Origin of the sequence: Bartonella sp. MR30HLJHH (assembly GCF_042194195.1) — a bacterium.
In the GTDB taxonomy this organism is placed as follows: domain Bacteria; phylum Pseudomonadota; class Alphaproteobacteria; order Rhizobiales; family Rhizobiaceae; genus Bartonella; species Bartonella grahamii.
Genome location: NZ_JBHIMO010000001.1, coordinates 80,579 through 105,688 on the forward strand (window position 1 = coordinate 80,579; position 25,110 = coordinate 105,688).

The window sequence follows — 25,110 nt, forward strand, 5'->3', positions numbered from 1 at the left end:
AAAGAAATTGGGCGCTTTAAGGAGAAATCCTCAAAGTGGATCTGCTCAAATTCGGGGAAAGCTTCATGGGAGACTATATGCCAATGCCAATCCCGAGCCAAGTCTCTCCTCAAATGAGAGAAAGGTGTAGAGACTGAACGGGCAGCACCTAAAGAGCTAAAAGCTTCAAGGTGAAGAGACAGTCCAGACCACAAACAGCTGTGAAAAGCTGGCGGTGAAAATCGAAGTGGTATGAATCCTGGGGTCGCAGGTTCGAATCCTGCCGTAGACACCATCGTATCAATCAAATTATTCTTTGTGAACAATATAGGAATATAGGGAAGCATCATGAAAAAAACTTTACATATTTTAGGATTTTTCACCGCTTTAAGTTTATCAATCTTCAGCTCAAACAATAGTTTAGCTGGTTCTTTTATCATTGAGGTACCAGACAATCCAGAGCCAAAAACTGAGACCATTACCTACCAGTGCGATACTGGAACAAGTAAAGAGCGCGTTGAAGCAGTCTATCTTAATGCTGATAATATTTCGTTGGTTGATTTCAAATGGAAAGGCGATCGCGTCATTGCTGCAAATGTAATCGCAGACACAGGAGAAAAATACGAAGGAAGCTGGTATGTTTGGTGGAAAAAGAACAACGAAGTCACACTTTACGATCATCTTCGTGATCCAGAAAGAAAAACCCCCATCCACTGTCAAGATGAATCAACATTGTTGTTCTAAATAACGAAGGAATCATTATGAAAAAAACTCTTTTTAATTTACGGTTTTTAGCCGTTTTAAGTCTATCGCTTTTTAGCTCAACGAGTGCCTTTGCCGGCTCTTTAGTCATTGAGGTACCAGACGATTCAGAACCAAAAAAAGAAACCGCTGTCTATCAATGCAGCAATGAAACAAAAAAAGAACGTGTTGAAGCAACTTACTACACTACCAATGATATTGCATTAGTTGATCTCAAATGGAATGGAAAGCGCATCATCGCTTCCAATGTCGTTTCTGCTTCTGGAGCAAAATATGTAGGGGGTGAATATGTTTGGTGGACAAAAGGAAACGAGGCCTCATTCTACAATACCCTTACTGAAGACCACGCAACGTCCCTCACGTGTGTAGAAGAAAAAAGTACAGAATAAAGAAGCTTCTTGTATTTCAAGAACCGCGCTGGCTCTCATCGCTTGATGTTCCTTCTGACGTGGGTAACTTTTCCTCCGTCTGGTTTAATAAAAGAGCCAGCGGTTTTTCTGACTGTTCTTCTGAATGATGTCGATAAGCTGCTGTATGTGAGAGCAACATAGAAGCTACCGGTGCTGTTAAAAACAAAAAAAACATCAGCAACACTTCATGAAAAACAAAATAATGGTCCACAAATATTGAATAAAGAAATGAAGAAATAAGAATGCTACCAACACCCCAACTCGTACATACTGAAAGCATATGCAAACGCTCATAAAAACTGGAAAAGCGCACCAAACCTATCGTTGCAATCAGTGTCAATCCAGACCCTAATATTAAGAAAACCGTGATAGCAATAGCCACCACAAGCGATACGTCATCTTTCATTCAATAACCTCCCCCCGCATAAGAAACTTCGCTAAAGCGATGCTTGAGACAGACCCCAACAACCCAATAATGAGGGCAGCAACAAAATAAATGGTTGTTCCTGAACGGATATCGAATGTAAGAAACAAAAGAACAGTGGTTATATAAAGAGCATCCAAACCAACAATTCTATCCTGTGCCCGTGGACCACGAATCAACCGAAACAATGCGAAGACCACCGCCAAACTTAAAAAAAACTGTGAAAAAAAAAGCCCCCAATAAAGGATCACCATACTCATAAGAAAATCTCCAAAAGTAATTGCTCATACCGTTGTTTTATCAATCGTTGATAATTATATCCTTTTTTTAAATTTAAGACATGGAGCAAAAGCTCACCCTTTTTACTATTATAGGCAACCCAAGCCGTTCCAGGAGTTGCCGAAAGGATGCACGCTAAAATAGCCAAAGCAGTGCGATTATGAAGCAGAAGAGGCACTACAATAAAACCAGATCGCTGTTTTCGAGACCTTTTTGTTAAAACAAACCAAATCACCGAGATATTTGAGGATATAGAATCTATCAAGACTCGAAAAAAAAGACGAAAAACCGCACTCCAGCTGTTAATAGCAACCTTCTCGGGTTCAAGAAACCGCATCATCCAACCACAAAACAAAGCAGTTATAATACCTAAGAGCAATTGCCCTAAACTAAAACCATTTAAAATAAGCCACATAAGGACAATGACACCACTAAAAAAAGGAGAGGGACAAAAACGATTCATTTGTTCATCTCCCTCTTTTCGAGAGAAAAATCCGTTAAAACACTCCCAATATAATTCTGAGATTCATACAAAGTCTTAGCAGTTTCAGACATATAATGACCAACAGGACCGGCTAAAATTGTTATAAGAAAGCATAAAGCAAGAAGAACAGCAATAGGTGCAAATTCAATCACCTGCACACGAGGAACGCGACCTTCAAGAGACACCCAAAAAGTTCTAATACCCGTTCGTGTCAGTGCAATCAAAGCTGCAAAACCAGAGAAGGTGACAAAAATAATAAAAAGCCAATTCTGATACACCGGTAGAGAATTAGACAAATTCTCTTTACTGTGATTCAAGGCTGCCATGAACATCATAAGTTTAGCAACAAAACCAGAAAAAGGTGGCAATCCAATAATCAAAATGGCACAGATACCAAAACAAGCTCCAAGAATTGCCAAGGTTACTGGAAAATAGGTGCCAACTTCATCTTCTTCTTCCTCTTCATCGTCACCATAAACCTCCATTGTAACAGCCAGAACATTCGCAGCCACGTCTTGACAGCGTTCAACCAACTCTACCAAAAGAAAAAAAGCTCCCAGTGCTAAAGTTGAAGAAACAATATAAAAAAGTGCACCTGCTGTCAGTGCTGCATTGCCGATCCCTATTGCTGCCAACAATGTACCAGAAGAGACAAGAACACTATAAGCTACCAAACGCACCAAAACTTGACTCGCCAATACTCCAATAAAACCAAAAATTATAGTGGCAAGCCCCCCATAAAACAAAACCGTATGACAAAAATGGTTAAAATATTCACTTTCAGGACCAAACCACAGCAACGTTAAACGTAAAATAATATAAATACCCACCTTGCTCAAAAGTGCAAAAGAAGCTCCAACAGGCGCTACTGCTGCGCTGTAAGTTGGCACCAACCAAAAATTAAGCGGCCACATACCAGCCTTAAGCAAAAAAGCAATACCTAGAAGTGCAACACCTATTTCGAACAAAACAATATCTGTAGAAGATATATATTTTATTTTAACAGCCAAATCGGCCATATTAAGAGTACCAGCGACTCCATAAATAAGTGCTGTACCAACTAAAAAAAGTAATGAAGCAACAAGATTAACCACGACATAATGCAACCCTGCGCGCACGCGTGCCTGACCAGAACCATGCAAAGCAAGCCCATAGGAAGCTGTTAACATAACTTCAAAAAATACAAATAAATTAAATAAATCACCGGTCAAAAAAGCGCCATTTATCCCCACCATAAAAAATTGCATCAGTGACTGAAAATGAGAACCCGCTTTGTACCAATGAGCCCGCGCAAAAACCAGTACGCTAGTCACCAATAAGCTTGAAAGTAAAAGCATCATGGCGCTTAAACGATCAAGGACCAAAACAATTCCGAAGGGAGAGAGCCAATTGCCAAGCCGATAAACATCGCAAGCCGGCGCTATTTCAAGAGTATGTATAATCAGTAAAACAGCAATAACGACCGACAATCCCGCCGAAAAAAGACTAATCAATGATTTAAATTTCGAACGCCGTTCATCATAAAAAAGAAGAAGTGCTCCAGTGATTAACGGCAAAAGAATAGGCAAAATAAGGAGATGGTGCACTCCTACTTCCATCACTGCACCTCACGTCCATCAACGTGATCTGAACCCGTTAAACCGCGTGAAACCAAGAGAATAACTAAAAATAAAGCTGTCGTTGCAAAACCAATCACAATCGCAGTTAAAACCAAGGCTTGAGGAAGAGGATCGACATAATTAGCTGGATTAATAACAGTAGTAGGATCAACAATTGGAGCGGCATTACTACGCGGTCTACTCATTGAAAACATAAAAAGATTGACACCATAGGAAATCAAAGACAAACCAAGAATGACTTGAAAAGTGCGTGGACGTAAAATAAGCCAAATTCCTGATCCAACAAGAATACCAATACCTAAAGAAAGAACAATTTCCATTAATTTTCCTTCTCTTTCAAAACAGGTTTCTTACCGATTCGGTAACTCCGAATTGACTGGTGTGCAAGTGCAATTAAAATGAGAACAGTTGCTCCTAACACAAGAGAAAGCACACCAAAATCAAACAAAAAAGCAGATGCCATGGGAACTTTTCCAATTAACGGAAAATGAATATATCGAAAAAAGGATGTTAAAAAAGGATATCCAAAAAACCAAGAGCCCATCCCCGTTACGACTGACAACAATAAACCAAAGCCCATCCAACGCAAAGGTAAAACTCTCAAATGCGTTTCCACCCACCGAATATCGCGTGCAAGATATTGTAAAATAAATCCTATCGCCAAAGTAACACCACCGACAAATCCACCTCCTGGCAGATCATGCCCTCGCATAAATAAATAAATAGCAAAAGCGATAATAATCGGAAAGAGCCAACCCATAATAACAGCAGGAACAGCTAAATAATTCAGCACTGTATCTCCCACATTTCGATTAGGCTGTGCCATATCAAAGGCTTTCTGAACACGTTGTTGAAAAGGTGCATCAATACTTTCAGGGGCAGGACGAAACCGTCGTAAAAGAGCAAAAACAGTGAGAGAAACAACACCCAAAACGACAATTTCTCCCATAGTATCAAAACCACGGAAATCAACCAACAACACATTCACAACATTGCGACCACCAGCATCAGAGTAAGCCTTGGTGAGAAAAAAATCAGAAATCGTCGTATCTTGAGGGCGTGTCATCACTGCAAAAGAGAGCCATGCTACACCAGCACCTCCCACAAGGGCTATGATAAAATCACGGATACGACGCAAGCGCACGAAAAAACGAACAGGCGTTGGTGTAGGATTATGCAAACGTTTAGGCAACCACCGTAAACCAAGCAATAATAAGACGACTGTAACAACCTCAACAACTAATTGTGTTATTGCTAAATCAGGAGCAGAAAGCCATAAAAAGGTTGCACAAGTCATCAAACCAGCTCCCCCCGACAACATGAGTGATGCAAGACGATGAAACTTTGCTTGCCAAGCAACTAAAAGTGCACATAATCCGCCAACTAACCAAAGAGCGAGAAAGGGAATATCAACTGGGAAAAGCGGTAACGCCCCCGCTGAAATAAAACCATCGCACCAAAGTAAAAGACCAACAAACGCAAAACACACCCAAAAAATCCAGTGCAACTGTATCTGCAAACGACGTGTTGACAAAATAGATTCCACCGCACGTGCCCATTTCCAAGAAATAATCACGAGAATGCGTTCAAAAATACGCGGTCCATTTAAGTGACGAAAAAAAGGCGCTCCATCATCACAGGATAAAAAATAACGGTGCCCGACAGCGTAGAGTAATCCGCCTCCTAATAACGCAACAAAACTCATCACTAATGGAGTATTAAACCCATGCCAAACAGCTAAACTATAAGGGATTGTCATTGGTCCTAAAACAGACACGACCGCGTTATCTAAAATAGGTCCTATTGTTAAATTAGGAAAAATACCAACTGCTAAACAAATAAACACCAAAAGCTCCATTGGTAAACGCATGAAATGCGGTGGTTCATGGGGAGTTTTGGGTAAATTGACAGGTTTTGGTCCCAAAAAAACGCCATGAATAAAGCGTATAGAATAGGTTACACTAAACAGACTAGCCAGCGTTGCTACATAAGGTGCAATCCAATCGAGCCATGATTCCATATGCGTTTCAACAGCTTCAGCAAAAAACATCTCTTTCGATAAAAAACCATTCAACAAAGGAACTCCAGCCATCGCTGCGCTTGCAACTAAAGCGAGAGTTGCTGTAATAGGCATAGAGCGATAAAGCCCTGACAATTTACGCATATCACGTGTTCCCGTCTCGTGATCAATAATACCAGCAGCCATAAATAAAGAAGCTTTAAAAGTAGCATGATTAGCCATATGGAAGATCGCTGCAACACAAGCAAGTGGACTACCAAGGCTTAAAAGCGTGGTAATCAATCCAAGATGACTAATAGTTGAGTAAGCAAGCAGCCCTTTCAAGTCTTGCTGAAACATGGAAAAATAGGCACCAAGCAGCAATGTAGAGAGTCCTGAAAAGCCAACCAGCCAAAACCAAGATTCTGTCCCAGAAAGCACAGGCCATAAACGAACAAGCAAAAACAATCCCGCTTTTACCATGGTTGCTGAATGCAAATAAGCCGATACAGGGGTTGGAGCAGCCATCGCATTGGGCAGCCAAAAATGAAAGGGAAACTGCGCACTTTTTGTTAATCCCCCCAATAAAATACAAATAAGGACAGGACTATAAAGAGAACTTGACCGGATCATATCTCCAGACTGCAGCACTTTATCCAAATCAAAACTGCCAACAATATACCCGATCAATAAAACCCCAATAAAAAGGGCAAAACCGCCAAAACCTGTGATCGTTAGAGCCATACGCGCACCCTCACGCGCACTTGCATTATGATACCAATAGCCGATCAACAAAAAAGAAAAAATGCTGGTGAGTTCCCAAAAAATAACCAAAAAGACGAGATTGCCTGATAAGACTATTCCCGTCATTGATCCCATAAAGGCCAAAAAAAAGGAAAAAAATCGCGGTACAGAATCTGCTGGATCCATGTAATAACGTGAATAAATGACAACAAGCAACCCAATTCCTGTAACGAGCAAGCAAAAAAGCCACGACAAACCATCTATACGGAGAATCAAATCGCTCCCCCATTCTGGAAGCCAAGAAATATCTAAACGCACTACGTGGTTTCCGCGAACTTCCGGATAAAGCATTATTGTAAAAATAAGACAGAAAAGCGCAACAATCCCAGCAAACCATGCTTCATTATTTTTTGCTGTCGAGCGAAAAAAGCCAATGATAGCACTTCCACCAAAGGGAAGCAAAACGAGCAATATCAACATTGCTTCCCGTGTTGTCATTCTTTCAACTCCATCCTGTCCTTAATATTTTGTCATCGACAAAACAAAAACTTATATCCTCACCCCCCATTCCACACTTAATGATAATAAGATTTAATAAAACTTAAAAGCATTTAAATTTTTCAAAAAAAAACGCTTGCATAAAAACGCTGCGCACCACGCAAGTTTTCTCTTTATTGTAAGAACAATAACGCCCACGACAAGAAGCAATTAAAAATTTATTTAATAATTTCTATCCTTTAAAAAAGCGTGATAAACACTGTTTACGCCCCCCGTGAAAAGGCTGAAAACTATTATCATTTTTATTATAAGAGCGATAACGCGCACGGCAAGATTCAATATGTTGTTTAAGCATCCATGGCTCTTTTTTTTCTAATTTTTCCGAAGAAGACGTTAAAAACACTTTTTTAGCATCTGGTACAACTTTTAATGATGCGCCTTTTGTGCTTAAGTGCCGTGATGTAACAAATGCCACTTCAGGATACCACCAATTATCACTATATTTACGATAACCACGCCGATAATGACGATAACCTTTAAAACCATTAAGTTCTCTACGCCCCGTAAAAATCAAAGGCACCGAACTATCTTGGACAGAAGTCTGAGTAACCAGTTTGGCTTTAGCATAACTCCTATTTTGCCCCCAATTAACAAGAGTAGTTGTTATAATGAAAAAACTGCTAACCAATACAAAAGCTAAAGCATAATATAATTTTTTTTTCATACTCATAACGCAAAACTCAAAATAATAAACAACAGTAATTACAGAAAGCCTTTCTCTTGCTAGACAGAAACAGATTCTTTTCTTAAGACTCTTTTTTCTTGAGACATTCTGTTACTCTTTGTACTAAACGTTGATCTTGGTAATAAGATCCTTCAAAAAAGAATGAATAAATGATGATAAAAACCCCCTACTACCTTATAGACAAATCGAAACTCATCAAAAACATGCAAACAATTTCTCGTTTACGGGAAATGTCTGGAGCTAAAATTTTACTTGCTTTGAAATGTTTTGCTACATGGAGTGTTTTTGATTTAATGTCCGAGTTCATGGATGGAACCACATCATCATCCCTTTATGAGCTGCGTTTAGGAAGAGAAAAATTTGGCAAAGAAACCCATGCTTATTCGGTTGCTTGGGCCGATCATGAAATTGATGAAGCCTGTAGCTATGCAGACAAAATTATCTTTAACTCAATCCAACAACTTCAACGTTTTTCTAAAGCTAGCAAAACCATCCAACGGGGTTTGAGGTTAAATCCAGGAATCAGCGCATCCAATTTTGATCTTGCCAATCCCTCCCGCCCTTTTAGCCGCTTAGGCGAAACCAATCACAGCGCTATAAAAGAAGTTCTACCCCTCATAAATGGCCTAATGATCCACAACAATTGCGAAAATGCTGATTTTAATCTTTTTAACCAAATGCTGAATCACATGGAAGAAAAATTTGCAGAACTTTTCGCTGCGGTTGACTGGATAAGCCTTGGTGGCGGAATCCATTTTACAGCTGAAAATTATCCTTTAGAATCTTTCGCAAAACGTTTAAAACAATTTTCTAAAACCCATGGTGTTACTCTTTTTCTAGAACCAGGAGAAGCTGCTATCACCAAAAGCACCACATTAGAAGTCAGTGTTCTTGACACATTGTATAATGAAAAGAATCTTGCCATCGTTGACAGCTCAATTGAAGCACATATGCTTGATCTTCTCATTTATCGTGAAAATGCCAAATTAGAGCCCAATCAAGGACCACACGAAATTATGATTTGTGGAAAATCTTGTCTTGCCGGCGATATTTTTGGAACATTTCAATTTCAAAAACCTCTTAAAATAGGCGATCAGCTGTCTTTTCAGGATGCAGCAGGTTATACAATGGTCAAGAAAAACTGGTTTAATGGCGTTACAATGCCTGCTATTGTTCTCAAAGAGTGCGATGGTACATTAACACTTCAACGCCAATTCAGCTATAACGACTATCAGGAAAGTCTTTCATAAAGATCAACCATAAAAACGTCATACAACAGTATTAAAAAGGAGATGAACCTACAATGAAAAAAAATGTTCTCATTATTGGTGCTGGAGGTGTTGCACAAGTTGTTGCACACAAATGTGCTCAAAACAACGATATTCTTGGTGAAATTCATATTGCTTCACGAACACTCAAAAAATGTGAAGCCATCATTGCTTCTATTAAAGAAAAAAACACTATGAAAGAACAGGGTGTTCTCAAAAGCCATTCGCTCAATGCCATGAATGTAGAAGAAACTATAAAGCTCATCCAAAAGACCAAATGCGAAATTGTCATTAATGTTGGTTCTGCCTTTCTTAATATGTCTGTTCTTTCAGCTTGTATTGAAACAAAATGCGCTTATATCGATACAGCGATCCATGAAGACCCCTTGAAAATTTGTGAAACACCTCCTTGGTATGGCAATTATGAATGGCCTCGGCGTCAAGAATGTGAAAAAGCTGGTATAACCGCTATTTTAGGAGCAGGTTTTGACCCAGGTGTAGTGAATGCCTATGCAGCATTAGCGCGTGATAATTATTTTGATAAAATCACAGATATTGATATTATTGATATTAATGCCGGAAATCATGGGCGTTGGTTTGCTACAAATTTTGATCCAGAAATTAACTTCCGTGAATTTACAGGACAAGTATGGTCATGGCAAAATAAAAAATGGACTTCCAATAAAATGTTTGAAGTCAGCCATGAATGGGATCTTCCCGTTGTTGGAAAACAAAAAGCCTATATGACAGGACATGATGAAATTCATTCATTATCAAAAAATCTCGATGTGGAGAATGTCCGTTTCTGGATGGGATTTGGTGAACGTTATATCACTGTTTTTACGGTTCTAAAAAACCTCGGACTCTTATCCGAACAACCGATTAAAACGGCAGAAGGTCAAGAAGTCGTGCCCTTGAAAGTCGTGAAAGCCGTCTTACCCGACCCTTCCTCTCTCGCCCCAGACTACACAGGAAAAACCTGTATTGGAGATCTTATTAAAGGCGAAAAAGATGGAAACCTCCGAGAAATTTTTATCTATAATATAGCCGATCACAAACAAGCTTTTCATGAAACTGGAGCACAAAGCATTTCCTATACCGCTGGCGTACCAGCTGCTGCTACAGCCCTTCTCATTGCTACAGGCGAATGGGATGTTAAGACTATGGTCAATGTAGAGGAATTACCACCCCGCCCTTTCCTTAAATATCTTGATCGTATGGGGCTTCCCACTTTTATAAGAGAACAACAAGAGGATAAAAAATTAGAATTTTAAATTTATACCTATAGAAAGCATATGCTTGATTTTTTAAGTTATCAGAAAACTGCCCAATGAAAACAAACTTAATATTCTCATGTAATTATGGTTTTCAAAAAAATTTTAGCTATTCGTTATATTTTGGCAACATTACGATTTCCTAACAACCTTAAAGAAGAGACATATCATCCAAAAACTAATTTAATTACACTGTATAACTTGTCATTATCATCAAAAAGATAGTGTGATAAAGAAAAGATATAAAAATACCGCTCTTTTAAAAAAGAGTGGTATTTTGTAGAATATTCAATCCCTCCCCTCTTTATCTTAAATGACAAATATCCTTAACCCACACCAATCATTAAACAATTCAATTTCTTTGAGCGAATTCCTCTTAGCTTCTCTCTTCATATGATTCATTATCATATATAACACATTGATTTATAACAACAAATATCATTTTCAATTTGATTCATAACGCTGAATATTATAAGATTCTCCTATCACAAACTCTCTCACATTGAATCAATTAATATCTTTTTCCTGCACATCACAAACAGAGCGAGCGTGTGAGTAAAAATAAGAAAAGAATAAAAATTTCTCTTATAAAAACTCTCAAATAATAAAGAGCTTTAGCAATATTGAGAACTGAAAAAGTGCATTATAATGTCAGCGTATACTTTTACTAAACATAAAGATGATGATGCAAAAATAGATCTTATAACAATCTGAATGAATTTTATATATTTCAAGAGAAACTTTACAGCTATACCATTCACGAGCACCATCGTGAAGTAGGTTTGCGCATTTTGAGAGATGTGTTCTTAAAACAAAGCACGCAAATAGGCTCAGAACCCTATCCTAAATATTTTATAATAGTATAAAAACAACCCCATATGTAAAACTTTACATAAACCAAACAAACACCACCGCTCTAAACGATAATGCACAACAGGATAATCAATAAAAACTACACAACTGAATTTTAAAACAATAATTATAGAAAAGCATACAACAAACGGAATATTTCAATACAATTGGTTGTATTCCTTTTTAAAGTTTTAAAATGTTGTTGTATGCTTCACAAATATTTTCTGCCTCCTATAACTTTTAAAATGTACTTTTTAAAAGCTTTTTAAATATGAAGTGGTTTAGCAAATGTTGCCAAAGCTGCCTCACGCACGGCTTCTGATAAGGTAGGATGTGCATGGCAACAACGCCCCAGATCTTCTGATGAACCACCAAATTCCATTAAAACTGCAATTTCATGGATCATTTCACCAGCACCAAATCCAAGAATATGCCCCCCTAATACCCGATCTGTTTTTTTATCAGAAAGGATTTTAACGAACCCATCACTCTTTTGCATTGCACGAGCACGACCATTAGCCATAAAAGGAAATTTGCCAACATTATATTCAATACCAGCAGTTTTTAGCTCTTCTTCTGTCCTTCCTACACTAGCAATTTCCGGCTGTGTATAAACAACACTAGGAATAACATCAAAATTAACATGCCCTTTTTGACCTGCCAAAATTTCTGCCACAGCAACGCCTTCTTCCTCTGCTTTATGCGCTAACATTGGCCCTTTTACGACATCACCAATCGCATAAATTCCTGGAACATTCGTCTGCCAATGGGCATCAATTGCAATAAATCCGCGTTCATCTAACTGAACACCAGCCTCCCCTAAGCCAAGCCCCTCCGTATACGGAGAACGTCCAGTAGCAATAAGCACAACATCAGCCTCTAAAGTTTCAGCTGCACCACCTTTGACGGCTTCAAAAGTCACCTGAGCAGTTGAGCCAGATTGTGTAACAGCTGTCACCTTTGTTCCCGTCTTATATTCTATCCCCTGTTTTTCCATTAATTTCTGAAATTGCCGTGAAACTTCACCATCCATTGAGCCCAAAATTTTATTAAGATACTCAATAATGGTAACTTTAGCACCTAAACGGCTCCAAACTGATCCAAGTTCTGAACCAATAACACCAGCACCCACTACAATCATATGCTCTGGTACTTTTTCAAGTGAAAGGGCTCCCGTAGAAGAAACAATAGTCTTTTCATCAATTTCAACATTCACGCCTGGAATGCCTGAACTCTCTGAGCCCGTAGCAATAATAATATTTTTTGTTTCAATTGTTTGTTTATTACCATCTCTGGCAACAACTTCCACATGACCCGCACTCAAAATTTTAGCTGTCCCCAAAAAAGTATCAACTTTATTTTTTTTCATCAAAAAAGAAACGCCACTTGTATTGGCTGTCACCACAGCTTTCTTATGAACCATCATTTGTTCAAGATTAAGCTTAGATTTGCCAATAGAAATACCAAGTGTTTCAAAACCATGCTGGGTTTCAGAAAACACTTCTGAAGCATGCAACAACGCTTTAGAAGGAATACAACCAACGTTGAGACATGTTCCTCCTAATGTTGTACGCTTTTCAATAATCGCTACTTTAAGTCCCAGTTGTGCAGCCTTTATTGCTGCTACATAACCACCTGGACCCGCTCCGATCACAGCCACATCATAAGACATCCGTTTCTCCTTTCATCCTGAAAACTGTATTTTACAAATCAAGAACAAGGCGTTCCGGATCTTCTAAGCTTTCCTTAACACGCACAAGGAAAGTTACAGCTTCTTGCCCATCCACAATACGGTGATCATAAGAAAGCGCTAAATACATCATGGGGCGGATCACAACTTGGCCCTCAACAACCATTGCTCGCTCTTTAATCGCATGCATTCCCAAAATACCAGATTGTGGTGCATTCAAAATCGGTGTTGACATCAACGATCCATACACACCACCATTGGTAATGGTAAAAGTTCCCCCTTGCATATCAGAAACGGCTAATTTTCCATCACGCGCAAGACGCCCCAAACGACCAATCTCTTTTTCAATCTCTGCCAATGACATTTGATCTGCATCTCGCACTACTGGAACAACAAGCCCTTTATCCGTTCCAACAGCAATTCCAACATTGACATAGTTTTTGTAAACAATATCTGTCCCATCAATCTCGGCATTAACAGCAGGAAGTTCTTTTAATGCATGACAAACAGCTTTGGTAAAAAAGCCCATAAAACCAAGTTTAACACCATGTTTCTTTTCAAAAAGGTCCTTATAACGCTTGCGCAAATCCATCACCGCTGACATATCAACCTCATTAAATGTGGTTAACATTGCTGCTACATTTTGTGCATCTTTAAGACGGCGAGCAATTGTTTGACGCAATTTCGTCATACGAACCCGCTCTTCACGGGTTTCTTGGACAGGAGCTGCCGAAGAACTCGTCGCAGAAGAAGAGGGTGTAGAGGCATTTGTACTTTGTTTTAATCCACCAAGAACATCTTCTTTAAGAATTTGTCCACGTTTTCCAGAACCTGAAATATCGCTTTTTGCAACATTATTTTCAGCCATCAATTTTGCTGCTGAAGGAGAAGGAGGCATTGTACTGCTCGAAGCAGGCTTCTCTGATTCAGATGAAGCCGCTGGAACAAGTGTAGCAGAAGGTGAAGATGATTGGGAGACACCAGCTTCTCCAGCTTCCACCACTCCTAAAAGAGCATTTACTTCAACCGTATCGCCTTCTTTTGCAATGATTTCAGATAATTTTCCCGCAACAGGAGAAGGAACTTCAACGGTCACCTTATCAGTTTCTAATTCAACCAAAGGCTCATCCATAGCGACAGCTTCGCCAAGTTTTTTAAACCATTTGCCAATCGCTGCTTCGGTAACCGATTCGCCCAAAGTAGGAACACGAATTTCAGTAGTCATAATATTTTTCCATACATCAGAGTAGTAATAAATTAAGAACCTAACGCGTCTTTAAGAAACGCAGCCAGTTGTTCAAGGTGTTTCACCATTAACCCAGAGGCCGGTGACGCACTCGCAGGACGTCCTGCATAACGAGCACGTGAATATTGCGCATTAATATGCGTCAAAACCCATTCCAAATAAGGCTCAATAAATGACCAAGCCCCCATGTTTTTTGGTTCTTCTTGGCACCAAAAAACTTCCGCCTGCAAAAAGCGCGACAACACATTCACCAAAACTTTAGCAGGGAAAGGATAAAGTTGTTCAACACGAAGGAGGTAAACATCATCAATACCCTTTTTTTCACGTTCTTCATAAAGGTCGTAATAAACCTTACCAGTACAAAGAACGACACGGCGAATTTTATTATCTTTCTGCAACTTAATGACAGAATCTTTGAGACATTCTGCATCATCAAGCAACACACGACAGAAACTTGTTTCTGGCCCCATTTCATTGAGAAGAGAAACAGCTCGCTTATGACGTAAAAGTGATTTCGGTGTCATCAAAATCAATGGCTTACGGAAGTCACGCTTAATTTGTCGACGCAAAATATGAAAATAATTTGCAGGGGTTGTACAATTAGCAACCTGCATATTATCTTCCGCACAAAGTTGAAGAAACCGTTCTAAACGTGCAGAAGAATGCTCCGGCCCTTGCCCTTCAAAACCATGAGGCAATAAACACACAAGACCAGACATACGAAGCCACTTACGCTCTGCGGATGAAATAAATTGATCAAAAATGACCTGTGCACCATTAGAGAAATCACCAAATTGTGCTTCCCAAAGTGTTAATCCTCGTGGTTCAGCAAGAGAATATCCATATTCAAAACCAAGAACAGCTTCTTCAGAAAGCATAGAATTAACAACTTCATAAAGCGCTTGCCCCTTTTGTAAATGATTCAAAGGAATATAACGCGCCTCATTTTCTTGGTCATAAAGAACTGAATGACGTTGTGAAAAAGTTCCCCGTTCAACATCCTCACCGGAAAGACGAACCGGTGCTCCTTCCAAACAAAGAGAACCAAAAGCTAGAGCTTCAGCGGTTGCCCAGTCAACACCCTCACCGGTTTCAAAAATTTTAGCACGATTATTTAAAAAACGTTGAATGGTTTTGTGAACGTGAAAATCTGCCGGAATTTCGACAATTTTCTGACCAATTTCCTTTAAAATTTTTAATTCAACACCGGTTGTTCTAGAATGTTGTTCATCAGAACTACTAAAAGCTTTGAGTCCCGTCCAGCTTCCATCAAGCCAATCAGCTTTATTAGGCTTATAAGAAGCACTTGCTTCAAATTCACCTTCAAGCTTATCGCGCCATATTTTTTTTTGTTGCTCAATCTCTTCTAAAGAAATCACCCCTTCTGCTACCAATTGGTCACTATAAAGCTGAAGTGTTGTTTTATGATTACGAATTGCCTTATACATAAGCGGCTGCGTAAAGGAAGGCTCATCACCTTCATTATGCCCATAACGGCGATAACAAAACATATCAATAACCACTGGTTTATGGAAAATTTGGCGAAACTCTGTTGCTATTTTGGCAACAAAAACAACTGCCTCAGGATCATCACCATTCACATGGAAAATTGGTGCATCAATCATTTTTGCAACATCTGATGGATAAGGCGAAGAACGTGAAAAACGCGGAGATGTTGTAAAACCAATCTGATTATTGATAATAACATGAAGTGAGCCTGCAACACGATAACCTTTAAGACCTGAAAGACCAAAAGTTTCTTGGATAACGCCTTGTCCTGCAAAAGCAGCATCACCATGAATAAGCAGTGGCATCACTTTTGAACGCTCACTTAATGAGAGTAAATCAGTATGTGCAGGTCCCATAAGTTGATCTTGTTTAGCACGTGCTTTTCCTATAACAACCGGATCAACAATCTCAAGATGAGATGGATTGGCCAACAGCGATAAATGAACTTTTTTACCATCAAATTCAAGATCAGCTGAAGTTCCCAAATGATATTTGACATCACCGGATCCCTCTACATCATCAGGTTTATAGGATCCCCCTTTGAATTCATGAAAGATAGCCCTATGCGGCTTGGCAAGAACTTGTGAAAGAACATTTAAACGACCACGATGTGCCATTCCTAAAATAACTTCCTGCACCCCTAAAGCACTACCACATTTGATAATCTGTTCAAGAGCGGGAATCAGCGCTTCACCACCATCGAGTCCAAAACGCTTTGTACCTTTATATTTAGTGTCTAAAAACTGTTCGAAACCTTCCGCCTGAATAAGCTTATTCAGGATAGCTTTCTTGTCTTGTTGTGTGAAAGAAATTTTTTCATCTCGCCCTTCAATGCGTTCTTGAAGCCATGCTTTCTGAACCGGATCAGAAACATGCATATATTCCACACCGATTGTTGAGCAATAAGTACGGTTGAGAATTTCAAGCATTTGTGGAATAGTTGCATATTCCAACCCTAAAACATTATCAATAAAAATGGGACGCTCATAATCAGCTGGAGTAAAACCATAAGCTTCTGGAGAAAGTTCCTTATAATCTTCTTGTTTTTCGGCCAATTGAAGAGGGTCAAGCCGCGCACGAAGATGCCCCCGTGCTCGAAACGCACGAATCATCATAATTGCATGAACGGAATCACGTGTTGCACGAATAACATCTTGCTCACTGGAAGTTTTTCCCTTTTGTGCAGCACCTATTATTGCTTTTTCCTTTAATTTATCACCAAGATATTTTTCAAGAAAAGACCAATCACCATCAAGAGCAGAAACCAATTCTCCATTTGCCTTTACTGGCCAATGATCACTTTGCCATGTTGCCCCTTCAGCATTTCTGAGAACATCTTCTTTATTATCATGAAGTCCTTCAAAAAAAGCACGCCACTGTGAATCAACACTGGTAGGATCTTTTTCATATTGAGCATAAAGTTGATCTATATAATCCGCATTGCCACCATAAAGAAATGATGTTTGTGCAAAAAGGCTATTTATTTCGTCCTGCCTTGCCATATACCTCTCCGGAACATCTATTCCGTCTCCTTATATCTCTTTTCGACCTTTTAATGCTTACAAAACAAGCAATGATTCAAACATTCAAAAAAGTTTTACCTTTTTATACTCAAGTTTTTTCACCTGAATCTAAGAACTTTTTCTTATTCAGGTGAAATTTTCTTTTAGCCCTTCAAAACTGACATCAAAGTCTTACCTATCTGTGATGGTGAAGGAGACACTCGAATCCCTGCTGATTCCATTGCCGCAATTTTATCTTCTGCTCCACCTTTACCACCAGAAATAACAGCACCAGCATGTCCCATTGTACGTCCTGGAGGAGCTGTACGGCCAGCAATAAAGCCAACAACTGGTTTTTTACGACCTTTTTTTGCTTCATCTTGCAGAAACTGTGCTGCTTCTTCTTCAGCAGAACCACCAATCTCCCCAATCATAACAATAGACTGAGTTTCATCATCCGCTAAAAACATTTCCAACACATCAATAAATTCAGTGCCCTTAACAGGGTCGCCACCAATCCCTATCGCAGTTGTTTGCCCGAGACCTTCCTGACTCGTTTGAAAAACGGCTTCATAAGTTAAAGTTCCCGACCTCGAAACAACCCCAACAGAACCTTTTCTAAAAATAGAACCAGGCATAATACCAATTTTACATTCATTTGGTGTAAGAATACCAGGACAATTAGGACCAATAAGACGAGACTTTGAGTTTTCTAATCGCGCCTTCACTTTAACCATATCCATAACGGGAATACCTTCCGTAATACAGATAATTAAACGAACTTCAGCTTCAATAGCCTCTATAATAGCTGCCGCAGCCCCTGCAGGAGGAACATAAATAACAGAAGCATCCGCGCCTGTTTTTTCCTTTGCTTCTGCAACATTAGCAAAGATAGGAAGAGTTTCGCCTTTTGAACCTTCCCATGTTTCTCCACCCTTTTTAGGATTAACACCCCCAACCATTTGCGTACCATAATAAGCAAGCGCCTGTTCTGTATGAAATGTTCCTGTTTTTCCTGTAAGCCCTTGAACTAGAACTTTTGTCTCTTTATTCACAAGAATCGACATAGCTTAAGCTCCCTTCACGGCTGCAACAATTTTTTGGGCAGCATCATCTAAATCATCAGCAGGAATAACATTCAAACCACTTTCATTAATAATTGCTTTACCCTGCTCAACATTAGTGCCTTCAAGACGAACAACTAAGGGAACCTTTAAACCAACCTCACGAACAGCAGCAACCACACCTTCAGCAATGACATCACAACGCATAATACCACCAAAAATGTTAACCAAAATGCCCTTAACATTTGGATCGGCCGTAATAATTTTAAAAGCAGCTGTCACCTTTTCTTTTGACGCTCCACCACCAACGTCAAGAAAATTTGCAGGCTCAGCTCCATAGAGTTTGATAATATCCATTGTTGCCATAGCAAGACCCGCACCATTAACCATGCAACCAATCGTACCCTCGAGAGCAACATAAGCAAGATCATGCTTTGATGCTTCAATTTCTTTTGGATCCTCTTCTGAAAGATCGCGTAATTCTAAAATATCTGGATGACGAAACAGAGCATTATTATCAAAAGAAACTTTTGCATCAAGAACACGTAAACGACCATCTTTCATCACAATAAGCGGATTGATTTCTAAAAGGCTCATATCTTTTTTACAAAATGCCTTATAGAGAATCGGAAAAAGCTTTTCACCATCTTCTCGCGCACTACTTTGTAGTTTCAATGCATCACAAAGTCTTGCACAATCAACCGAAGTAACACCCTCTACAGCATCAATGGGAAGCGTGAATATTTTTTCTGGTGTCTCTTCAGCAACCGTTTCAATATCCATTCCACCTTCTGTTGAAACAACAAAAGCAATTCGACCAACGCTACGATCAACCAAAAGTGAAAGATAAAGCTCCCTTTCAATATCAGCACCATCCTCAATGTAAAGACGATTGACCTGCTTACCCTCTGGACCCGTTTGTTTGGTTACCAAAGTTTTACCAAGCATTTCTTGAACATTTGCAACAACTTCTTCAACAGATTTTGCAAGCCGAACACCACCCTTTGCATCAGGACCAAGTTCTTTAAACTTACCCTTACCACGACCACCAGCGTGTATCTGACTTTTAACCACATAGAGAGGTCCGGGCAATTTTTCCGCCCATTTTTCAGCTTGCTCAACAGAATAAACAGCAACACCATTTGCAATTGGTGCTCCATATTCATGAAGCAGACGTTTGGCCTGATACTCATGGATATTCATGCATTTGTCCTTTTCTTTTATGGATCATTATTAATCCTAAAGTTTTAATATTCTAAATACTTAGTTTTAATGAATTAAATCTTGTTCAATTTACTTGAGACTAGGCACAAGAGCAATACAAGCTTCACAAAGCTTTTTAACTGCATTTACTGAATGATCAAAAGCACCTCTTTCTTCTTTATCAAGATCAATTTCAATGACTCGTTCAACACCACCTGCACCAATTACAACAGGAACACCAACGTAGGTATCATTAACCCCATATTCTCCTGAAAGATAAGCTGCAACAGGCACAACACGCTTAGTGTCCTTTAAATAGGCCTCAGCCATAGAAACAGCAGAAGCTGCTGGTGCATAATAAGCAGAACCTGTTTTTAACAAACCAACAATTTCTGCACCGCCATCACGGGTACGCTGGATAATTTGATCAATTCTTTCCTGTGTTGTCCAGCCCATCTTTATAAGATCAGGCAAAGAAATACCACCAACTGTTGAATAACGCACGAGAGGAACCATTGTATCACCGTGCCCCCCTAAAACAAACGCTGTCACATCTTTAATAGAGACTTTAAACTCCTCAGATAAGAAATGACGAAAACGCGCTGAATCAAGAACACCAGCCATACCAACCACTTTATGTGTAGGGAGACCTGAAAATTTCTGCAATGCCCACACCATTGCATCAAGGGGATTGGTAATACAAATAACAAATGCTGAAGAAGCGTATTTTTTAATTCCAGCTCCAACTTGTTCCATAACCTTTAAATTAATGCCCAAAAGTTCATCACGGCTCATACCAGGTTTTCGCGCAACCCCTGCTGTTACAATAACAACATCAGCACCTTCAATTGCTTCATAAGCATTAGCACCTTTTAGACTGATATCAAAACCATCAACGGGAGAAGATTCGGCGATATCTAGAGCCTTACCTTGTGGCACACCTTCTGCAATATCAAATAAGACCACATCAGCAAGTTCTTTAAGCCCAATAATATGTGCTAAAGTACCACCAATCATACCTGAACCAATGAGAGCTATTTTTTTCCGTGCCATTTTATTTTTTCCTAACTTTTAGATAATTCAGCGCACACCCATCAGCGTCCCTATACTGAATATTTTTGACTTCAACCATATTCAAACAATATCATAAAAAGGAGTAAAGAAATGAAATTTACAAATTTTTCTCCTTACAGAAACAACAACCCTCCGCTGAAACAACTATTAGAAAATTATCACGATGTATCGATAAAGTGAATTTTAAAAAAATACAACAGAATTATTACACTTCTTTAATTTCAAAGAGTTATTGTTTTTACAGTTTACGTAAAGGTAAAAGTATAATCAATGCTTCTTCTTCAAAAGAAAATGTTCTTCCCAAAGTTTTAAATAATCGTGGCTTTGCATTTCAAAAAGACGTGACTGTGTTCTTTGAAATTCAAATGTTTCCGTAATCTGCGCATGCCCTTTATACAAATCCCCCACCTCTGCCGCAGCCGACATAAACAACCGTATGTGGCGCTCATAAAGAATATCAATAAGCAAAATAAACCGTTTTGTTTCATTGCGACATGTATCATCCATGACCGGTACATTATCAATAAAAATCGTATGATAACGCTCCCCTAATACCAAATACTCAGCCGCTGCCAAAGGCTTTGCACATAAATCTCTATAATCAAAGCGTGCACATCCTGCACCAACACGCGGAATAGGAATAAGGCGCCCTTTTATAGAAAGCTCATCAGATATCTCCTTATGTCCTTGCAATACAAGTGCCCATGCTTGATCCATGCATTCATCTGCTTTTTTCCCTAAAGGTGCTACATACACAGGCTGTAGATTTGATTTTTCAAGACGATAATCTGTTTTTGCATCAAGATTAACAACACGAACATATGCTTTCAAAACTTGAATAAAAGGCAAAAAGAGTTCACGATTTAAACCGTTATAATAAAGGTTATCCGGCGCCACATTTGAAGTCGCAATAAAGAAAATTCCTTTATCAAACAAAGCAGAAATAAGCCGCCCCAATACCATAGCATCAGCAATATCTGTTACACTAAACTCATCAAAACAAAGTACCTTTGCTTCTCGTGCAAGATCTTCAGCAACAGCTAAAATAGGATTATCTTGTTTAAACTTTTCACCCCCAGATGCTTGACGATAAAAATTAATACGCTCATGCACATCAGTCATAAAATCATTAAAATGAGCACGCTTTTTATGACCTTTAGGCAAACAAGAAAAGAACAAATCCATCAGCATGGTTTTGCCCCGTCCTACTTCACCAAAAACATACAACCCCTGAAAAGAACCTTTTTCATCCCCTTGTTTTACAACACAAGAAATATTTTGTTTTTTCCTTTTAAATATTTTATTAAAGAAAGAGCAAAATATCCAAGTCCAAGGACGAGAGATGTTTTGTTCCGCAATTTTTTTTAATAAATGGTCAAAATATTCTGTTATAGCTAATTGAGCGGGATCAAAACAAACCTCCCCTTTAGAGACAAGCTCTTTATAACGTGTTGAAACGAGAATCATCCAAATAACCTTTTCAAACCGTTCTCAATGAAAAATACAAATACTTTTCACGAATCTGCCCGTCTAGCTTAGTTTTTATAAACGATCAAAAATGATTTAACGACTTAAAACAACGGGATGATCATCAAGTGTACGTCCCTCAAAACGATCAACATTTGAAGAGTAGAGAGCAAGGATAACACGTCCAGAGTTATTATAAAAATATAATCTTTTTCCTTTAACAGCCCACGATCTCACTTGAGAAGCAATTCCTGGACAGTGTAAAGGACCAGCACGGTACCCTTGTCCAAACTTTGTTTGCGGCGTTGCGATCCGGCAAACTTTACCCCCTATAGAAAGATTCCATACACCAGCAACACTTGCAGGAAATAAATCAGTAGCATTACTTGGCAATTCGAGACTAGCCATTCGTCCATCACTCTGAGAATCTCCTTTTTCATACATCGAAGCGTTTGCTGCCTCAGATATCGACGAAGAAGTAGATGACAGATCAGACACTTCCAATGTTGTCATTTGTTGAGATGGATAAAAAACTTCTAATGCGTTACTACCGTCATTACTGTCAAACCGTGTTGTTGAACATCCCCCTAAAAGCATTACAGTTGATAGTGCAACGAAAAACGAAATTTTTGAAAACGACATATCTGTACTCTCTCCCACGACAATAAATAAGTTCACAAAAAAATTAAGTGAATATTTGTTATAGTTACAAAGATAAATTAACAAATTAAAAAAAACAGGTTAAAATCACTTATTTTTAAACGAAATAATTTATGTACCCAATTTTATCTTTATTAAAGACTAGAAATTTATAAGATTTTCAGTCATATATCTCTTTATAAATAATCATTAGAAATAGAGAAGTTTCATGAAAACGCCATTTAGCAAAATGGACGGTCTTGGAAATCAAATTATTGTTATTGATATGCGTGAAAGCACTCATGCTCTTACACCACAAGCAATCCTTGCTTTGTCAGCAGATCCCGAAATGCATTTTGATCAAATCATGGCTATCCACACATCAACTCAGAAAAAAAAAGCCGACTTCCGCATAGAAATATGGAATGCCGACGGATCAATGGCTAAAGCTTGTGGCAATGGTACCCGCTGTGTCGTTGCATGGCTTAAAGATCACAATTTTGGTGAAAATTTTCGTTTAGAAACTCCGGCTGGAATTATTGAAGGGAAATATCAAACCGATAATCTCATTGCTGTTGATATGGGATGCCCAAATTTCAATGCAAAAGAGATGCCTGTTTCACGTGAAATAGTTGATACCAATCACGTAGAAATTACGGCTGGTCCTCTAAAAGATGCTTGTCTCATATCCATTGGCAATCTCCATGCTATCTTTTTTGTTGAAAATGATATTCAACATATTCCATTAGAAAAATATGGACCAAAACTTGAACATGATCCCCTATTTCCCGAACAGTGCAATATTTCCATTGCTTGCATAACGTCAAAGAAAAGTCTAAATTTACGGACATGGGAGCGAGGAGCAGGATTAACACAAGCATGTGGAAGTGCTGCCTGTGCAAGTGCAGTGGCTGCTTATCGTCGTGGTCTTACACAACGCCATATTGATGTAAACTTACCAAAGGGAACACTTAATATTTTTTACCGAGAAGATGATCACGTTATTATGACAGGACCAATAAAATATCAATTTAGTGGTTTTTTAAGCCCTTTAACAGGGTGCTACAAAAAGGATCACTCCTGATGGCAATAGAAATTGTAACTTTTGGTTGTCGACTTAATAGCTACGAATCGGAAATCATTCGCAAAGAAAGTAGTTCTTCAGGGCTAGATCAGCTTAAAGATGGTGCTATTATCTTTAATACCTGTGCTGTCACTGCCGAAGCCGTACGACAAGCAAAACAAGCTATCCGCAAAGCACGACGTGAAAATCCTCACGCACGTATCATTGTAACAGGGTGTGCCGCCCAAACAGAAGCACAAAATTTTGCCTCAATGACAGAAGTGGATCTCGTTTTAGGAAACGAAGATAAACTTCACGCCCATTCTTATCGTCAACTTCCTGATTTTGGTATTAATCATTCTGAAAAGGTGCGTATCAATGACATTATGGAAGTACAAAAAATTGCTCCACATATGGTCAGTGCAATACAAGAGCGCACCCGCGCTTTTGTACAGGTACAAAATGGATGTGATCATCGCTGTACATTTTGCATTATTCCTTATGGACGAGGACCATCTCGCTCTGTTCCCATGGGTGCTGTCATAGAACAAATTAAAAAGCTGATAGGTGAGGGTATCCAAGAAGTGGTCCTTACAGGTGTTGACCTTACAAGTTATGGCCACGATCTTCCTGGAAAAGCTACTCTAGGAAAATTAACTTCAGCAATTTTGCATCATATCCCTGACTTAGCGCGATTACGCCTCTCATCTATTGACTCTATTGAAGCAGACGAAGAACTCATCAATCTTTTAGCTTATGAAACAAGGATCATGCCCCATTTGCATTTATCTTTGCAAGCAGGTGATAATATGATTTTAAAACGGATGAAACGGCGACACTTACGCGAACATGCCATTCAATTTTGCCAAGAATTGCGTGCCAAACGTCCTACAATGGTTTATGGTGCCGACTTAATTGCTGGTTTTCCTACAGAAACAGAAGAGATGTTTCAAAACAGTCTTGTTTTAATCAAAGATTGTAATTTAACCCATCTCCATGTCTTCCCCTTTAGTCCAAGAGAAGGAACACCTGCCGCACGTATGCCACAAATCAACCGTAAAATAATTAAGATGCGTGCTGAAAAATTACGTAAAGCAGGTGAAGAGGCTTACCAAAAGCATCTTGCTCATTTACAAAACAGTCTACAAATAATTCTCGTTGAAAAAGATGAAATCGGACGAACAGAGGATTATACTCTTGTACAAGTTAAAGGTGCAAAAGCAGGAACAATTGTTCAAGCCCTTATCGTTGATCATGATGGCGATAAATTGATTGGTGTCCTTCCAAAATTAAACGCTGCTTGAGCAGGAAAATTC

At 39.0% G+C, this 25,110-nt stretch carries 21 protein-coding genes; 6 read left to right on the forward strand and 15 right to left on the reverse strand.

What is annotated here, in order from left to right; translation table 11 throughout:
• Positions 1-327 precede the first annotated feature (327 nt).
• A complete protein-coding gene (locus ACFIKR_RS00350; RefSeq protein WP_375658385.1) occupies positions 328-723 on the forward strand; it encodes an MliC family protein in 396 nt (131 codons plus the stop codon).
• 17 nt (positions 724-740) lie between these two features.
• The gene (locus ACFIKR_RS00355) at positions 741-1,130 is read left to right on the forward strand and encodes an MliC family protein (protein WP_015857091.1); all 390 of its coding nucleotides are present in this window, start codon (positions 741-743) and stop codon (positions 1,128-1,130) included.
• 16 nt (positions 1,131-1,146) lie between these two features.
• Here ACFIKR_RS00355 and mnhG read toward each other — a convergent pair whose 3' ends face one another.
• The 7 genes from mnhG to ACFIKR_RS00390 all read right to left on the reverse strand — a co-directional run bounded on the left by mnhG (position 1,147) and on the right by ACFIKR_RS00390 (position 7,928).
• Positions 1,147-1,557, reverse strand: a complete 411-nt coding sequence (gene mnhG / locus ACFIKR_RS00360) for a monovalent cation/H(+) antiporter subunit G (protein ID WP_015857092.1) — start codon at positions 1,555-1,557, stop codon at positions 1,147-1,149.
• Positions 1,554-1,835 (reverse strand): K+/H+ antiporter subunit F, encoded by a 282-nt coding sequence (locus ACFIKR_RS00365; protein WP_375635337.1) that lies wholly within the window; start codon positions 1,833-1,835, stop codon positions 1,554-1,556. The genes mnhG and ACFIKR_RS00365 overlap by 4 nt, the downstream gene beginning before the upstream one ends.
• Positions 1,832-2,317, reverse strand: a complete 486-nt coding sequence (locus ACFIKR_RS00370; protein ID WP_375658386.1) for a Na+/H+ antiporter subunit E — start codon at positions 2,315-2,317, stop codon at positions 1,832-1,834. The genes ACFIKR_RS00365 and ACFIKR_RS00370 overlap by 4 nt, the downstream gene beginning before the upstream one ends.
• The gene (locus ACFIKR_RS00375; RefSeq protein WP_375658387.1) at positions 2,314-3,936 is read right to left on the reverse strand and encodes a monovalent cation/H+ antiporter subunit D; all 1,623 of its coding nucleotides are present in this window, start codon (positions 3,934-3,936) and stop codon (positions 2,314-2,316) included. Before ACFIKR_RS00375 ends, ACFIKR_RS00370 begins: the two co-directional genes overlap by 4 nt.
• A complete protein-coding gene (locus tag ACFIKR_RS00380) occupies positions 3,936-4,277 on the reverse strand; it encodes a Na+/H+ antiporter subunit C (protein ID WP_015857096.1) in 342 nt (113 codons plus the stop codon). Before ACFIKR_RS00380 ends, ACFIKR_RS00375 begins: the two co-directional genes overlap by 1 nt.
• The gene (locus ACFIKR_RS00385; RefSeq protein ID WP_375658388.1) at positions 4,277-7,198 is read right to left on the reverse strand and encodes a monovalent cation/H+ antiporter subunit A; all 2,922 of its coding nucleotides are present in this window, start codon (positions 7,196-7,198) and stop codon (positions 4,277-4,279) included. The genes ACFIKR_RS00380 and ACFIKR_RS00385 overlap by 1 nt, the downstream gene beginning before the upstream one ends.
• Before the next feature lie 232 nt (positions 7,199-7,430).
• Positions 7,431-7,928, reverse strand: a complete 498-nt coding sequence (locus ACFIKR_RS00390) for a BA14K family protein (protein WP_375658389.1) — start codon at positions 7,926-7,928, stop codon at positions 7,431-7,433.
• 167 nt (positions 7,929-8,095) lie between these two features.
• Between ACFIKR_RS00390 and ACFIKR_RS00395 the strand changes: the two genes are divergently transcribed.
• Both ACFIKR_RS00395 and ACFIKR_RS00400 read left to right on the forward strand, forming a co-directional pair.
• Complete coding sequence (locus tag ACFIKR_RS00395; protein WP_375658509.1) at positions 8,096-9,193, forward strand: carboxynorspermidine decarboxylase; 1,098 nt, start codon at positions 8,096-8,098, stop codon at positions 9,191-9,193.
• Between the two features lie 53 nt (positions 9,194-9,246).
• Complete coding sequence (locus tag ACFIKR_RS00400; protein WP_375658390.1) at positions 9,247-10,485, forward strand: saccharopine dehydrogenase NADP-binding domain-containing protein; 1,239 nt, start codon at positions 9,247-9,249, stop codon at positions 10,483-10,485.
• 1,117 nt (positions 10,486-11,602) lie between these two features.
• Here ACFIKR_RS00400 and lpdA read toward each other — a convergent pair.
• From lpdA to ACFIKR_RS00440, 8 genes are all read right to left on the reverse strand, one after another.
• Positions 11,603-13,009 carry a dihydrolipoyl dehydrogenase gene (lpdA, locus tag ACFIKR_RS00405; RefSeq protein ID WP_015857101.1) on the reverse strand — a complete coding sequence of 469 codons (1,407 nt, stop codon included), beginning with the start codon at positions 13,007-13,009 and terminating at the stop codon, positions 11,603-11,605.
• Positions 13,010-13,040: 31 nt separating this feature from the next.
• Positions 13,041-14,252 (reverse strand): 2-oxoglutarate dehydrogenase complex dihydrolipoyllysine-residue succinyltransferase, encoded by a 1,212-nt coding sequence (odhB, locus tag ACFIKR_RS00410; RefSeq protein WP_375658391.1) that lies wholly within the window; start codon positions 14,250-14,252, stop codon positions 13,041-13,043.
• Positions 14,253-14,284: 32 nt separating this feature from the next.
• On the reverse strand, positions 14,285-17,284 hold the full coding sequence (locus ACFIKR_RS00415; RefSeq protein ID WP_375658392.1) for a 2-oxoglutarate dehydrogenase E1 component: 3,000 nt from the start codon (positions 17,282-17,284) through the stop codon (positions 14,285-14,287).
• A gap of 164 nt (positions 17,285-17,448) precedes the next feature.
• Positions 17,449-18,351, reverse strand: coding sequence for a succinate--CoA ligase subunit alpha (sucD, locus tag ACFIKR_RS00420; protein ID WP_375658393.1), 903 nt, complete (start codon positions 18,349-18,351; stop codon positions 17,449-17,451).
• Positions 18,352-18,354: 3 nt separating this feature from the next.
• Complete coding sequence (gene sucC, locus ACFIKR_RS00425) at positions 18,355-19,551, reverse strand: ADP-forming succinate--CoA ligase subunit beta (protein WP_375635346.1); 1,197 nt, start codon at positions 19,549-19,551, stop codon at positions 18,355-18,357.
• Between the two features lie 90 nt (positions 19,552-19,641).
• Positions 19,642-20,604, reverse strand: coding sequence for a malate dehydrogenase (gene mdh, locus ACFIKR_RS00430; RefSeq protein ID WP_375635347.1), 963 nt, complete (start codon positions 20,602-20,604; stop codon positions 19,642-19,644).
• 288 nt (positions 20,605-20,892) lie between these two features.
• Entirely contained in the window at positions 20,893-22,092 is a 1,200-nt protein-coding gene (zapE, locus tag ACFIKR_RS00435; protein ID WP_375658394.1) for a cell division protein ZapE, read from the reverse strand.
• 96 nt (positions 22,093-22,188) lie between these two features.
• Positions 22,189-22,734 (reverse strand): AprI/Inh family metalloprotease inhibitor, encoded by a 546-nt coding sequence (locus tag ACFIKR_RS00440; RefSeq protein WP_273787556.1) that lies wholly within the window; start codon positions 22,732-22,734, stop codon positions 22,189-22,191.
• A gap of 226 nt (positions 22,735-22,960) precedes the next feature.
• Here ACFIKR_RS00440 and dapF point away from each other — a divergent pair, with 226 nt between their 5' ends.
• The gene (dapF, locus tag ACFIKR_RS00445; protein WP_375658395.1) at positions 22,961-23,815 is read left to right on the forward strand and encodes a diaminopimelate epimerase; all 855 of its coding nucleotides are present in this window, start codon (positions 22,961-22,963) and stop codon (positions 23,813-23,815) included.
• The gene (gene mtaB, locus ACFIKR_RS00450) at positions 23,815-25,098 is read left to right on the forward strand and encodes a tRNA (N(6)-L-threonylcarbamoyladenosine(37)-C(2))-methylthiotransferase MtaB (protein ID WP_375658396.1); all 1,284 of its coding nucleotides are present in this window, start codon (positions 23,815-23,817) and stop codon (positions 25,096-25,098) included. Before dapF ends, mtaB begins: the two co-directional genes overlap by 1 nt.
• Positions 25,099-25,110: the final 12 nt, after the last annotated feature.

What these genes read in the sequence shown, in the direction of transcription:
- ACFIKR_RS00370 (WP_375658386.1), bottom strand. Translation starts at nt 2,317, where the DNA reads ATGAATCGTTTTTGTCCCTCTCCTTTTTTTAGTGGTGTCATTGTCCTT.
- dapF (WP_375658395.1), top strand. Translation starts at nt 22,961, where the DNA reads ATGAAAACGCCATTTAGCAAAATGGACGGTCTTGGAAATCAAATTATT.
- odhB (WP_375658391.1), bottom strand. Translation starts at nt 14,252, where the DNA reads ATGACTACTGAAATTCGTGTTCCTACTTTGGGCGAATCGGTTACCGAA.
- sucC (WP_375635346.1), bottom strand. Translation starts at nt 19,551, where the DNA reads ATGAATATCCATGAGTATCAGGCCAAACGTCTGCTTCATGAATATGGA.
- ACFIKR_RS00355 (WP_015857091.1), top strand. Translation starts at nt 741, where the DNA reads ATGAAAAAAACTCTTTTTAATTTACGGTTTTTAGCCGTTTTAAGTCTA.
- ACFIKR_RS00380 (WP_015857096.1), bottom strand. Translation starts at nt 4,277, where the DNA reads ATGGAAATTGTTCTTTCTTTAGGTATTGGTATTCTTGTTGGATCAGGA.
- ACFIKR_RS00440 (WP_273787556.1), bottom strand. Translation starts at nt 22,734, where the DNA reads ATGTCGTTTTCAAAAATTTCGTTTTTCGTTGCACTATCAACTGTAATG.
- ACFIKR_RS00415 (WP_375658392.1), bottom strand. Translation starts at nt 17,284, where the DNA reads ATGGCAAGGCAGGACGAAATAAATAGCCTTTTTGCACAAACATCATTT.
- ACFIKR_RS00385 (WP_375658388.1), bottom strand. Translation starts at nt 7,198, where the DNA reads ATGACAACACGGGAAGCAATGTTGATATTGCTCGTTTTGCTTCCCTTT.
- sucD (WP_375658393.1), bottom strand. Translation starts at nt 18,351, where the DNA reads ATGTCGATTCTTGTGAATAAAGAGACAAAAGTTCTAGTTCAAGGGCTT.
- ACFIKR_RS00400 (WP_375658390.1), top strand. Translation starts at nt 9,247, where the DNA reads ATGAAAAAAAATGTTCTCATTATTGGTGCTGGAGGTGTTGCACAAGTT.
- lpdA (WP_015857101.1), bottom strand. Translation starts at nt 13,009, where the DNA reads ATGTCTTATGATGTGGCTGTGATCGGAGCGGGTCCAGGTGGTTATGTA.
- ACFIKR_RS00375 (WP_375658387.1), bottom strand. Translation starts at nt 3,936, where the DNA reads ATGGAAGTAGGAGTGCACCATCTCCTTATTTTGCCTATTCTTTTGCCG.
- ACFIKR_RS00350 (WP_375658385.1), top strand. Translation starts at nt 328, where the DNA reads ATGAAAAAAACTTTACATATTTTAGGATTTTTCACCGCTTTAAGTTTA.
- ACFIKR_RS00365 (WP_375635337.1), bottom strand. Translation starts at nt 1,835, where the DNA reads ATGAGTATGGTGATCCTTTATTGGGGGCTTTTTTTTTCACAGTTTTTT.
- mnhG (WP_015857092.1), bottom strand. Translation starts at nt 1,557, where the DNA reads ATGAAAGATGACGTATCGCTTGTGGTGGCTATTGCTATCACGGTTTTC.
- ACFIKR_RS00395 (WP_375658509.1), top strand. Translation starts at nt 8,096, where the DNA reads ATGATAAAAACCCCCTACTACCTTATAGACAAATCGAAACTCATCAAA.
- mdh (WP_375635347.1), bottom strand. Translation starts at nt 20,604, where the DNA reads ATGGCACGGAAAAAAATAGCTCTCATTGGTTCAGGTATGATTGGTGGT.
- mtaB (WP_375658396.1), top strand. Translation starts at nt 23,815, where the DNA reads ATGGCAATAGAAATTGTAACTTTTGGTTGTCGACTTAATAGCTACGAA.
- zapE (WP_375658394.1), bottom strand. Translation starts at nt 22,092, where the DNA reads ATGATTCTCGTTTCAACACGTTATAAAGAGCTTGTCTCTAAAGGGGAG.
- ACFIKR_RS00390 (WP_375658389.1), bottom strand. Translation starts at nt 7,928, where the DNA reads ATGAGTATGAAAAAAAAATTATATTATGCTTTAGCTTTTGTATTGGTT.